The sequence below is a fragment of the Methylobacterium sp. Leaf89 genome (genome assembly GCF_001422215.1).
In the GTDB taxonomy this organism is placed as follows: Bacteria; Pseudomonadota; Alphaproteobacteria; order Rhizobiales; family Beijerinckiaceae; genus Methylobacterium.
Genome location: NZ_LMML01000031.1, coordinates 1 through 12,226 on the forward strand (window position 1 = coordinate 1; position 12,226 = coordinate 12,226).

The window sequence follows — 12,226 nt, forward strand, 5'->3', positions numbered from 1 at the left end:
CCCGGTGAACCTGCAGGCCTACGTCACCCAGGACGTGGTCGAGCGCAATTACGGCGGCCGCGAGACCCGAGGCTGGCTCCGGGTCATCGTGCCGATCTACAAGGAGGACACCAACGCCGCCGCGCCCACCCTGCCGGTCGCGGGCCCGGGCCGGATCGCAGGCCGGTAGCCGCTGCCTGCGCGTGGTCTATTGAATTCTCTATGAATTCCTCAAGTCCACGTGCAGGCCAGGCCGGATAATCCATGACATTAATGTCAAGCAACACCGCGGAACATCAAGTCCAGAACAGACTTACAGCCGCACTGTGCCGCTCGTGAGCACATGACTGGAAGTCTCACATGAAAACCCTCGCCATGGTTCTGGCCTCCGGCCTGATGTTCGCCAGCTTTTCCCTCGGCTCGGCCTCGGCCGCTCCGGGCCTGACCCCGGCCGAGCGGATGCGCGCCAGCTCGTCGATCGGCCACGCGGGCAACTACAAGGCGCGCAAGTACCACATGCGCCATCGCGGCCATCGCCACGACGCGATTTACCATTCGCGCGCCCATCGCCTGCACCACACCCGCAACCGCCTGATGCACGGCGATCCGAACGCCCGCAATCCGATGCTGCCCGGCTACGCCCAGCAGCGCGGCAGCACCTCGGGCGGCCCGCGCTACTGAGGCCGCCCGCGCGGGGCAAAGCCCCGAGGCGCCGTTCGTCGCCTTGCGCGGAGTGTCCGGGGCGGCCCCGCGCCGCGCCGCTGACCCGTCCGGCCCGGCCGGCCGGCGCATCCCATCGGATGGGGTGACGCCGGCCGGCCGCGTCGGCTAAGCACGGGGTCCGCGCGGCCCGGACGGCGGCGCAATGCCGGCGTGAGCGAGGACCGGACCCGATGCCGCCGTGGCCGCCGAGCCTGCAGGACGCGCGCTGGCGGGTCGGCCTCTTCACCCTGCTCTACCTCTACCAGGGGCTCGTCGCCGGCTTCGCCCTGACGGCGCTGGCCAACCACTTCGCCGCCGTGGGCGCATCCACCGCGGAGGTCGGCCGCCACCTCGCCGTGGTCGGCCTGCCCTGGGTGCTGCAGCCCCTGCTCTGGGGGCCGGTGATCGACCGGGCGACACCCGACCGCATGGGACCGCGCCGCCGCTGGCTCGTCCTCGCCCTGGCCGGCGCACAGGCGAGCCTCGCCGGCCTGCTCCTCCTCGGCGGCGTCCCGAGCCTCACGGCCGTCAGCCTCGTCCTCCTCCTGCACAGCCTGGCCGCCTCCCTGGCCGACACCGCCACCGACCGCCTGATCGCCGACAGCGTGCCGGCCGGCGAACTGGGGCGCACCAGCGCGGCCACGCGGGCGGGCTTCGTCCTCGGCAGCGCGGCCGGGACCGCCCTCTTCGCCTGGGTGCTGGAAGCCGGGGGGTTCGCCGCGGCGGCGGGCGCCCTCCTCGGCCTGACCACACCCATCGCCCTGGCAGCCGCGCTCGTGCGCGAGGCCCCGGGGGACCGGCTCCTCGCCTGGCCGCGGCGCGGGCCGGCCCGTGCTGCCGGACCGGGCCGGATCGCCGCGGCGGCCGCCTTCGCGCGCGGGCTCGCCGACGCCTTCCGGAGCCGCGACGCCGCGCGCCTGCTGGCGCTGTGCTTCGCCATCGACTTCGCCCTGGCGCTGTTCCAGGTGCCCTTCGCCGTCGCCCTGGTGCAGGTGCATGGCTGGGACGCGGGCGGACTCTCGCGCCTGCAGGCCCTGCTCGCCCTCCTGGGCGGAACCCTCGGGGCAGCGGGCATCGGCGCCTCCGTCGACCGCCTCGGCCCGGGGCCGGCCCTGCGCGCCCTCCTGGTCGCCTGCGCGGCGGCCTTCGGGATCGCGGGCGGGTTGATCGCGGCCGGGCTGGAGGCGGCCACGGGGCCCGTCATCCTGGGCCTCGCCAACGTCGTGCCGGCCCTCCTCTACGTCGCCCTGCTGCCGACCGTCCTCCTGGCGAGCCGGACCGGACGGGCCTCGGCCACGCAGTTCCAGATCTACATGGCGGCGATGAACCTCGGCGACGTCGCCGGCTCGGCGCTCGCCAGCGGCCTCGCCGCGGCGGTTCCCCCGAGCCTCGTCGCCCTCGGCGTCGCCCTGCTGTTCCTCATCGGCACCCGCGTCGCCCGGACACCCTCCGGGTGATGGGGCGGGCTGCGGGATGGCGCGCAGCCTTCTCCCCGAGGGCGACCGGCCCCTGCGCAGGGGTCACGGGCCGCGGTTCGGGCCGGGAGACCGGCGCTCGTTCCGTCAGCGGGCCCGGCCCCGGACGCACCGACGCGGCAGAGGCCCTACCAGCCGTTTCGCGCCCGCCGCGCACGGTTCCGTCGTCTCCGAGAGATCGAGGCCCGGAGCGCGTAACCAAGCACAAATCCCAACACGATCAGACCCGGTACGTACCACCCCAGAATGATCGGCGCAGGTATGCTGGCGACATAGGCAACGGACGCGTCCCAATAAGGAAGGAAGAACGCGACTAAACTGTCCCAATACGACTTTAACAGATCCATAAGCATGCGCCTCGATTGGGACCTGCAAGTTGAGAGCGGCACCCGGCTCGAACCTATGCCATACGTTCGACGCGAATGTCACCTTTGACGCAACTGTCCGTGGCGACCTCCCGTTGGGATCATTCACGCCTCCGCCCAGCGCCCGGGCCGTGCGGCGAACGAGGGACATCGAAGTGCCGAAGGCTCGCCCGCTGATCGCCCTGGGTCTGCTCTGCGTGGCAGCGGAGGCGCAGGCCCAACCCGCCCGCATGGTCCTGGCGCACGCCGATCATCTGATTCCGCTCCTCGCGGACACGGATCTCCCCCCACATCAGGGCAGCGCACGGACGGCTTACCGGCTGATCGTCCACCGCGAGGCCGCGTCGGAGGGGCTGCCGGCCGAGATTGCCGACGCCGTGACGCAGATCGAGAGCGGCTACGATCCGACCGTGATCGGAGGCGCGGGCGAGATCGGCCTGATGCAGGTTCTGCCGACCACCGCCGCGATGCTGGGCTTCCGGGGGAGCCCGGCGGAGTTGGCCCGACCCGACGTCAACGTCCGGTACGGTGTCCGGTACCTGGCCGAAGCCTGGCGCCTGGCCAAGGGCGACCTCTGCCGGACCCTGATGAAGTACCGGGCCGGTCACGGGTCGGATGTCATGTCGCCCCTGTCGGTGACCTATTGTCGTCGCGCCCAGTCGGTTCTCGACGTCCCGGAGGCGCAACGGGAGGCGCAGGCGCCACCCGGATCCCTTCGACGCGCCGATCGGGCGTCCCTGACCAGGACGCCCCTCCCGAAGGGCGCGAAGCGGGGAACGCCGGAATTCGAGAAGGCCTACTGGGCCGCGCACGAGGCTCGCATCGCGAAGCTCAAGGCGCGCGTTCAGGCCAACTGGCGGGCGCGGGGCGCAAAGCCCGTGTAAGGCGACGCAAGAGCCCATCGGCGCCCGATCGAGCCGCGCACCCGTGCGGATCTCACGAATCTTCGAGCGTGACGTCGGGCGCGCTCCGCACCAGGAAATAGGGGCGGAGCCGCCGGCGCAGCGTCAGCGCGATCCGCGGCGAGCCGATGCAGGCCAGCCGGAACACGGTCCACCTGCTGAGGAGCGGCAAGCGGTAATGTCGGGAGAACAGGATGCGGAGGGCCATCCATTTTCGCCCCGCCAGGGCCGCATCGACCGTGGCGCCGACGGCGACCCTGGCGAGGAGCGCATCGCGGGCCGCGCAAATCTCCTTGCCGCCGCGGACTGCCCGAACAGAGTCATAGAACAGGTCCTGCCGGCGATTGATCAGGTCCGATCGTGCAATGGAATTCGACGTCAGCCGATATTCCGAGACGAACTTGTCGACGAAGACGAACGCGTGCGGATCGGCCGTCTCACCGAGGCGGATGCCGAAATCGGCATCGACGCAGTCCCCGACCTCGTCCTCGGACCGAAAGCCCATCGCATGGGCCCGCGCCGATGAGACCAAGTAGCTGTTGTTGGGCATCTGCTGCCGGAGCGCCGCGACGAGCGGCACCGGCTGAGGGCCGGCCTCCTCCGGAATCCGATGATAGGTCCGGTTCCAGGTCCGGGTGCGCTTCGGCAGAATCCGCCCCGTCTCGTCGATGACGTACTGCTTGCCGTACACGCACAGACACCCCGGATGCGCATCCCAGGCGTTCGTGAGCGTCGTGATCGCATCGTCACACAGGCGATCGTCGTCGTGCAGCAGGATCAGCCGCTCACCTTTCGCCGACGCGAACAACGCATTGATATTCCGCGCCTGCCCCGCGCGCCGCGCGTTGTGCCGATAACGGATTTCCACCTCGGACGCCGCGGGCAGGCTGGCAATCATCGCCCCGCTCACGGTTCCGCCCGAGTCGTCCCCGATCAGAATTTCCAGCGGACGGTATTTCTGGGACAGACAGCTCTCGACGGCCTGCCTGAGAAAGTCCGGGCGGTTACAGGTCGGAATACAGATGGATATCAAACCTTTCCGTCTATCTATTTGTGCGTTCCCTTCTCCGATTTTTGTCTCAGGCGTGCTTTTCATTGCCTTCTCAAGCCGCTCAGGACAAACCCCGCATTGTCTTTAAACTGCCTGAGCGCGCAAGAAAACAAGATACCGAAGAAGACTGTCACGAAAATCGTAAAAATCAAGACCATCAGAAGATTCGCTGGGACCTTGGCGGTCAATTCGGCACGAACGATCTCGGCCACAACAAAAGCAAGGATCGACGCACCGCAGGGGGCAATAATCGCCGACGCGAGATCACTCCACCTGAGGGAGAGACGATGAACCATCACGCCGAACGTGATGGGCGCCTCACATAGCAGCAGGAGCGAGTAGGTGATGACTGTTTCCTGAAGATCTGAATTCTCAACGATGACGAGACCCAGGACCACAATCAGTGTCTTTGCCACGATCAGGCCCAGCAGCGTCCCAGGGCGCCCCATCGCGATGAGATACGAGCCGCAGATGAACTGGATGCATTGAACGCCACCGACGATCAGGAGAGGGCGCACGATCTCATCGGCACCCATCCATCGGCTTCCGAGCGCAAGACGAACGAGATCCGGTGACAACGCAGCCACACCGAGAAAGACCGGGGTTCCGAACGTGGCACACAGCGAGACCGTCCGGAGGAACGACCGGGCCAGCCGCTGCGGATCGGAGGCGATCCGAGACAGGAAACTGAGCGCGACGGCCGAGACGCTCACTTGGACCAGCTGGGTCAGCGTCTGATCGATCCGCATGGAGACGGCGAAGAGCCCCAGGGATGCGGCGCCATGGCGACTGAGGATCACGAAATCGATGCTTCGCATGGCCACGAAGTCGATCGCCCGGAGGAGGACGAGGCTGACCCCGAAGCGCAGCAGCCGACGCAACACGGCCGGATCGGGTGCCCGGGACGGACGCCAGGTCGAGCGGGACCAGAGCCAGAGGGCCGATAGGACGACCTGCGTGCTGAATTGGCCCAGCAGCGCCCAGGCGCCCCACCCGTTCAGCGCGAGGGTGAGCCCGACCACCCCGCTGGCGAAGATCCCGAACACGGTCCGCAGGGCGAGCGCGCGGAAGAGCTCGGCGCGGCGATACAGAGCTTCCTGGAAGCTGATCAGGACCAGGATCGGACAGAACAGGGCGGCGTAGTGCAGATAGGGCGCCAGCGCTTCCGCCTTCATGATCCGGGCGATCGGCAGGGCGGCGGCGATGAGGAGGCCGGCCAGGATCACGCTGCCGGCCAGGGAGACGTACAGGGCGAGATCGGGATCGCCCACCCGCAACTGCGGACGCTGCACGAGCGCGTCGCCCATGCCGAAGTCGGCGATCAGCGCCAGAAAGCTGACGACCACGATCGCCGTGGACGCGAAGCCGAATTCATCGGGCGTGACGAAGCGCGCGATCAGGATGAACAGCAGCACGCTCATCAGGCGGCCGACGACGTTCTGCAGCAGGGACCAGAACAGCCCCCGCATCGCCCGCGATCGCAGCGTCGGGTTCTGGCTCATGGTTGCCCGGCACACCCGCTGCGAGAAACCGGACGCCGGGCGACGGGTGTGACAGTCATTCGGATGGGGGTTCCTCGATGTCGTCAATCCCGCGCCCCGGGTGGTCCCGGTCCGTCCCGAGACCTGCCCGAGGGCTCCCGAACCGCAAGGCCCCCGCGCAGCAACGTCCTGGCCGGGTCCCAAGAGCCCAAAGGGTCTGACAGGGTCGGCGCGAAGATGCCAGCACGACACCCTGCGTTCATCGCGCGGTGATCGCCCGACGGCCGAACCACCCGCTGCGTGACCACGCAATCAGGGAGCCGTCTCAAAGGCGCGGACGGGCGTGCGATGACAGGACACCGCGCCCTTCGGGCGCGACCGCGACATCTCCGACAAGGGCCGTGCTTGCAGACGCCGCGCTCTATACTTCGGCCGCGGCCCGGAGAATGGTGCCCTTCCGATCGCGCGCCGTTTCCCGGCGAGGCTCGTCACGGCGACGCGGCACCGTCAGGGGGCCTGCGAGGTCTTTCCGAAACGCCCCGCGCGGTCTCTCCGCCACGCCCTGCGCGGTTTGCCTGGAACGCAGAGGTCCCGGACGCGTCCGATCGGGCATTCGGCAATGCAAGCCCGGAGATCCGGTTCGCGCCCGATCGTCCATCCTCGCTCCAAGGAGGCGCGCCGTTCGAGCACGACGTCTCGCCGCGCATTCCATCGCCGGTCCGTGCCTTCGGCGACGGAGTCCCGCGACGGCGGCTTCCACGCACCCGCGGCGACACCGTCGCGAACGCGGGCGCGCCCGATCCCGCCTCCGGTCCGCCTCGGCGGGGGCGGGGTCCGACGAGGCTCCCGCTCCGGTTTGGGCGGGGGCCGGGGTGACGGGCGCCCCCGCCGAGGTCACCCATCGCCCCCTGTCCCTGTCCGTCCAGGAGACAGGCCCCGCGCTCGCAGGACGCCGAAGGCGTCGACCGGGACCGGTCCGATCCGGGACGGCGCCCGTCGCGGCAGGGAGCCTGCGCGCCGCGCGACTCAGGCCGCCCGAACGGTCGTCAGGAAACGCCGCACCTCGCCGGAGAGGCGTTCGGATTGCCGGGAGACCTCGGACGCGGAGGTGAGCACGTGGGCCGCTGCCGTACCGGTGTCCTCGGAGGCTCGTGCCACCCCCGCGATATTGTCGGTCACCTCGGCCGTGCCGCTCGAGGCCTGGGCCACGTTGCGCACGATCTCCTGGGTCGCGGCGCTCTGCTGCTCCACGGCCGCCGCGATACTGGCCGCCACGGTGTTGATGTCGCGGATCCGCCCCGTGATGCCGTGGATGGCCGCGACGGCTTGGGTTTCCAGAGCTTTCCCGCTCTCGCGCAGGACCTCCGGCTTCAGCGCGAGCGCGATGGGCCGTTCCAGCCCGCGCATCGCGCGTTCGGCGTCCCGCACGGCGCTGGCGGTGGCGGTGGCGGTGGCGGCCTCCACCTCGGACTTCGTTCGCGACAGATCGACGTCCTTGAAGTTGAGCTGGATGCAATTCAAGGCGACCTGGGCTTGGGAGATCCCCGACAGAATGGCCTGCTCCCAGGCGACATTGTCGATTGCGTCATTGATACGATGATTACTATTTCATTGACAACCAATTACACCCATGTCGGATATATAAGCCACAGATGAAAAAACAATCTTACGTAATATCGTGATTACAAGCGTTATATAGAGAAATATACAAGGACAATCGATGCTATTTGAGGAATTTAAATTGCTCGCAACAGATGAAACGTTTTTTACGGCCCTTAGTTTACACGCGATCGACAGAGCGAGAACCTTACGGGGACACGATCGGCCTCATCGTCGCCCCCGGCGAGCGACGGCACGGCCGATCTCCGGCCCTGCGCAGACGCGGACCGCGCGGCGATCCCGGACCTCCGCCAGGACCTTCACCCCGTCACACGCCGGCATGTCCGAGCCTGCCGCATCACGTCGCTCGGCGCGGAGCACCGGCTTTCGGGCATGCTGCCCCCTGAAGGCCGGCGGATGCTTGACACGGAGCGACCCGACCGCCTCAGTGGCGGCATCGCGCCGACACCGGGGCGCCCTGGACCACCACGTCGGCCAGACCGACTTACCCCCGCGCCGCACCCCGCCTTGCCGATGTCCCCTCCCCCCGCCTCCGCCCGGTCCGCCTCGTGAGCGAACCGAGCGCGCCCGGCCTTCGGGTCCTGCTGCCCGAGGCCGCCCGCTATGCCGGGGGCGCGCGCGTCGGGCCGGGGGAGAACGAGCATTGGGTTCCTGCCAAGAACCGCTGGTCGCGGGTGGTGCTGCCCTTCGGTGGGCTGATGCCGGAGGCGTGGTGCTGCCTCGGCTTCCGCCTCGCCTGGGCGGCGGAGGAGGCCGCCGGGTCCGCCCTCGACTTCGCCCTGGTGGGGATCGACTTCCTGGCCGAGGACGGCTCGAGCCTCGACTTCGACCACGTGCCCGGTCTCGACCGGACGCTCCTCGACCCGCACGGCACCTGGATCGCCGGGCCGGCCGCCCTGCCGCCGGAGACGCACGGGGCGCGGGCCGGGCGCCTCCAGCTCGCCTTCCGGGTCCCGGCCCCGGCCACCCGGATCACGGTGACGCTCCGCTCCTGGCGCAACAGCGCGCCGTTCGCGGTCTCGGAAGCGCGTCTTGCCCAGGGGACGGATCTGGCACCGTCGCCGGCCCTGATCCCCCGCGCCCGGCACCGCCTCGGGCCGGAGCCGGCCTGGCGCGACCACGCCCTGGTGCCGGGCTGCGGCCTCGTGCTGCGCGGCCAGCTCCACACGCCGCAGCCCGGCACCCACGCGGCGCTCGCCCGCATCGTCTACCGCGACCGGTCCGGGGCGGAGCTCGCCCCCCCCTATCCCGGGACCCTCTCGGTGCCCGGGCTCGGGGCCCTCGTCGACCTCTCCGCCCACCAGCAGGCCCGCCGCTTCACCCTGGAGCTCCAGCCCCCCGCCGGGGCGGCGCGGGTGGCGGTGGGCTTCGCCACCTGGGAGGCGGACGGGCCGGAGGCCGAGCTCCTCGCTTCGCCGGAGGTGGCCCTGGAGGACCGGATGCGGCTGGAGAGCCTCTGCGCCGACGACCTCCTCGCGGCCCCGGATTTCCTCGCCCGCCTGGCCGAGCGCCTGTCCCTGCCCGGGGCCGCCTTCGCGGGCTGGTGTCCGCAGCCCGAGGCAGTGGCCACCGTGCCGGCGGTGCTCACCCGCGCCCGGGCGATCCAGCGCGGCGAGGGCCATCGCGCCGCCGGCCTCGACCGGGTCCTGCGCCTCGCCGGCCAGCCCGCCTGGACCCTGCCGGAGGCGCCGGACTGGACCGAGGATCCGTTCCGCTCGGTGCCCTGGCGCCTGGAGTACCAGTCCCTGGCCTGGCTCGCGGCGCTGGCCGAGGCACCGGGCGGCGGCGCCACCGCCGTCGGCCTCGCCCTGTCCTGGTCGCGGGCCAACCCCTGGGGGGCGCCCACCGACGGCCTCGCCCTGCACCCGGCGGCCCTCGCCGCCCGTACCGAGACCTTGGTGCGGCTCCTCGCCCGGGCCGGCAAGCCCGGCGGCCCGGCCTCCCTCACCCTCACGGGCGAGGCGGTGCGGCACGGCTTCGCCCTCGCCGAGATTCTGGGCCAGAACACCTTCGGCCGCTCGATCCACCAGCTCCAGGCGGCGGCGGCCCTGCGCATCGTCGCCCGCGCCCTGCCGCTGCTGCCGCTCGCGGCACACTGGCTCGCCCTGGCCGAGGACGCCCTCGAGACCGGCCTCGCGCCGCTCCTCGACGCGGAGGGGCGGTTCTCCGACCCCGCCCTGCACCCGCGCCTCGAGCTCCTGACCCTCCTGCGCGCCCTCGGGCTCGGCCTCGACGCCGACGACCCCGCCGAGTCGGCGCTCAGGGGCCGCCTCGACCGGCTCGTGGCGGCCGGGCTCCCGGCGGTCGCCGGTCTCCTCGATCCGACCGGGCGCCTGCCCCCGTTCGGGGACGCGCCCGCCGGCGAGGATGCCGCCGGCTGGATCGGGCGCCTCGGTGCGCAGGCGGGTCGCGCGCTCAGTGCGACGCGCTGGTCCGGAGACGCGCGACCGCGACGCGACCGTCCCGGTATACCACGCGTCACCCTGGAGCCCGCCGCGGGCCGCGTCGACCCGTCCTCGGGCATGATCGCGCAGCGCCACGACGCCCCCGGCCGCGGCTGGGGCCACTTCGCCTGCACCTTCGCCAGCCAGGGCCAGGGTCCCGGACCCGGCCATCGGGACGTCGGCTCCTTCGTCTACGCCTGCGAAGGGGTGCGCTGGATCGTCGAGGCCGGCGGGTCGAGCCAGGTCGAAAGCGGCGCCGCCCGCCACCACCTCCTCTCGGGGGCCGGCCACAACGTGGCCGCCCTCGACCAGCGCGAACCGATGGCGGGCCCCGCCCTCTACCTCGGGGCCGAGCGCCTCATCGGCGCCACCGCCCACCGCCTCGCCACGCAGGTCCACGGTCCCGACGTCGCGCACCGGCGCGTTTTCCTCGTTCTCGACGACCTCTCCGGACTGGCGGTGTTCGACCGCTTCAGCGGGTCGGGCAGCCTCAGCTTCGAAGGCGCGGTCCACCTGTCGCCGGAGATCCTGCTGGCCCTGGCGGGTCCGCGCCGGGCCATGGCCCAGGCCGGGCGCCACCGGCTCTCGCTCTCACCCGTGGCGGTCGCCGGGCGCTGCGCCGGCCTGACTCTCCGCAACGGCTGCAACGCCCATCCGGGGGCCCTGCGGGGCTTCGTCGCCGCGGCCGCCGGCGGCCTTCAGCCGGCGAGCGTGCTCGGCTACGCCTTCGCCGGTGCCGGCACGGTCTGCGGCGGTCTCGCCCTCGCGGCCGATGCCGATGCCGACCGGCGGCTCACCGCCCTCCTGGACGAGCCCGCCTTCGAGCGCCTGCTGGCGGAGGCGTGAGGCCCATCCTCGGGCACGGACTTCGCATGAGGAAGGGAGGTCCCTTCGGGATCGGACATCCCTTCAGGAACGGACTTCGCGCTTGGCGACGAAGTTGAATTCTTCGACCAGCACGTCCTTGACCACGTCGGAGCCGAGGCGGGCGTTCACCTGCTTGCGGATCTCGGCAAGGCGCTGGGTGACGTTGTAGCGGGACAGGCGTTTGAAATCGATCGCCGGGTCCGTATAGATCTGCCGGAACGTCTCATCGACGACGAAGGCATTCGGCGGCACAGAGAGCGTGTGCATCAGCCGCGCATCGGCAGTAAAGACCAGGACGGCGACGATGTAGCCCTGTACTTTGCCATCAACGACCATCGGCACATTGATGGGTGGCAGTTTCTGGTACTGGAGACCTTCGAGGTAAGGCTCGGTTTTCTTGGCGAACAGCCCCGCCCCCCAGGTCACCGCGGCGTAGCAGGACAGGATGGTGAGGCCGCAGATCCACAGGCCGGTGACGAGGATGCGCATGGCGGGGAGCGGACCTCAGCGCCGGACGTGGCCGGAATAGGTGCCGTCGGATTCCGCCGCGCGCAGGGACTCCGCGACGATGCCGGAGATCTCCTCGACGGCCCGCAGGTGCAGGCCGACGGCGTCCTGATTGCGCTCGAGGGCGCCGCGCAGACGCAGCAGCTGGTCGAGCACCGGCGTGTCGAGTTCGGCGGGATCGAGGTCGCGGGTCAGGCGGGTCAGTTCGAGGAGGCTCTGGCTCTTGCGACGGTTCACCGCCTCCTGGTCGACGGGGTGATGCGCCAGCAGGGCCTCGGTCTCCGCCGTCACGGTGGCTTCCAGGCGCTTCAGGGATGCGAGCAGCATGGGGTTTCAGCTCTCCGAAGTCTTGGTCGACGCGGTCTTGGTCGACGGCGCGACGGCCGCCGCGGGCGGGTTCAGCGGACGCGCCGCCTCGAGCATCCGGGCGATGCCGACGCCGCCGGCCCGGGCGACCTGCGTTCCGACCTGATCGGCGAGCATCGACTTCCAGATCCCGCCGGCATTGCCCTTGCCGAAGACGGCGCTGGCCTTCGAGGGCATCATGGTCTCGACGAACTGGCGTAGGACGAAGGCCTCGAACTGCTTGTAGGGATCGCCCGCCTTGCCGGCGCCCGAGACCGCGTTGTCGGTCTGCAGGGCGGTCAACGTCCCGCGAGCGTCGAGGGGCATGTGCACCGAGACGCCGGCCATGCGGTAGGCATCGCCGAACGCCGCCGGATCGGTCCCGGGGGCCGACAGCTTCGCGGCGGCCTCCTGCACGCGGCCGGGATCGGCGGCGCGGGCCACATCGAGGACGATGTCGGAGGGAGGCGAGATGCTCATGGCAGGGG

General features: G+C 70.6%; 9 protein-coding genes and 2 pseudogenes. 5 read left to right on the forward strand and 6 right to left on the reverse strand.

Features of this window, described 5'->3' with window-relative positions:
* The 4 genes and pseudogenes from ASF18_RS24975 to ASF18_RS21755 all read left to right on the forward strand — a co-directional run.
* A pseudogene (locus ASF18_RS24975) lies at positions 1–169 on the forward strand (transporter); the annotation flags it as partial.
* Between the two features lie 170 nt (positions 170–339).
* Entirely contained in the window at positions 340–660 is a 321-nt protein-coding gene (locus tag ASF18_RS21745; RefSeq protein ID WP_056355321.1) for a hypothetical protein, read from the forward strand.
* 212 nt (positions 661–872) lie between these two features.
* A complete protein-coding gene (locus ASF18_RS21750; RefSeq protein ID WP_056355324.1) occupies positions 873–2,138 on the forward strand; it encodes an MFS transporter in 1,266 nt (421 codons plus the stop codon).
* Between the two features lie 538 nt (positions 2,139–2,676).
* Positions 2,677–3,405 (forward strand): transglycosylase SLT domain-containing protein, encoded by a 729-nt coding sequence (locus ASF18_RS21755; RefSeq protein WP_244472806.1) that lies wholly within the window; start codon positions 2,677–2,679, stop codon positions 3,403–3,405.
* 52 nt (positions 3,406–3,457) lie between these two features.
* Here ASF18_RS21755 and ASF18_RS21760 read toward each other — a convergent pair whose 3' ends face one another.
* From ASF18_RS21760 to ASF18_RS21770, 3 genes and pseudogenes are all read right to left on the reverse strand, one after another.
* Positions 3,458–4,519, reverse strand: coding sequence for a glycosyltransferase family 2 protein (locus ASF18_RS21760; protein ID WP_082487875.1), 1,062 nt, complete (start codon positions 4,517–4,519; stop codon positions 3,458–3,460).
* Positions 4,516–5,976, reverse strand: a complete 1,461-nt coding sequence (locus ASF18_RS21765; protein WP_082487876.1) for an oligosaccharide flippase family protein — start codon at positions 5,974–5,976, stop codon at positions 4,516–4,518. The genes ASF18_RS21760 and ASF18_RS21765 overlap by 4 nt, the downstream gene beginning before the upstream one ends.
* A 1,005-nt stretch (positions 5,977–6,981) precedes the next feature.
* Positions 6,982–7,320, reverse strand: a pseudogene (locus ASF18_RS21770) (methyl-accepting chemotaxis protein); the annotation flags it as partial.
* An 803-nt stretch (positions 7,321–8,123) separates the two neighbouring features.
* Here ASF18_RS21770 and ASF18_RS21775 point away from each other — a divergent pair.
* Positions 8,124–10,865, forward strand: a complete 2,742-nt coding sequence (locus ASF18_RS21775; RefSeq protein ID WP_056355337.1) for a heparinase II/III family protein — start codon at positions 8,124–8,126, stop codon at positions 10,863–10,865.
* 63 nt (positions 10,866–10,928) lie between these two features.
* Here ASF18_RS21775 and ASF18_RS21780 read toward each other — a convergent pair whose 3' ends face one another.
* From ASF18_RS21780 to ASF18_RS21790, 3 genes are all read right to left on the reverse strand, one after another.
* A complete protein-coding gene (locus ASF18_RS21780) occupies positions 10,929–11,375 on the reverse strand; it encodes a hypothetical protein (RefSeq protein WP_056213214.1) in 447 nt (148 codons plus the stop codon).
* A 15-nt stretch (positions 11,376–11,390) separates the two neighbouring features.
* Positions 11,391–11,720, reverse strand: coding sequence for a hypothetical protein (locus ASF18_RS21785; RefSeq protein ID WP_056213212.1), 330 nt, complete (start codon positions 11,718–11,720; stop codon positions 11,391–11,393).
* Positions 11,721–11,726: 6 nt separating this feature from the next.
* The coding region (locus ASF18_RS21790) for a rod-binding protein (protein ID WP_244472807.1) at positions 11,727–12,226 on the reverse strand (500 nt) is incomplete at its 5' end.

Excerpts from the sequence above, each read along its gene's own strand:
- ASF18_RS21750 (WP_056355324.1), top strand. The coding sequence starts at position 873 with ATGCCGCCGTGGCCGCCGAGCCTGCAGGACGCGCGCTGGCGGGTCGGC.
- ASF18_RS21745 (WP_056355321.1), top strand. The coding sequence starts at position 340 with ATGAAAACCCTCGCCATGGTTCTGGCCTCCGGCCTGATGTTCGCCAGC.
- ASF18_RS21765 (WP_082487876.1), bottom strand. The coding sequence starts at position 5,976 with ATGAGCCAGAACCCGACGCTGCGATCGCGGGCGATGCGGGGGCTGTTC.
- ASF18_RS21785 (WP_056213212.1), bottom strand. The coding sequence starts at position 11,720 with ATGCTGCTCGCATCCCTGAAGCGCCTGGAAGCCACCGTGACGGCGGAG.
- ASF18_RS21760 (WP_082487875.1), bottom strand. The coding sequence starts at position 4,519 with ATGAAAAGCACGCCTGAGACAAAAATCGGAGAAGGGAACGCACAAATA.
- ASF18_RS21780 (WP_056213214.1), bottom strand. The coding sequence starts at position 11,375 with ATGCGCATCCTCGTCACCGGCCTGTGGATCTGCGGCCTCACCATCCTG.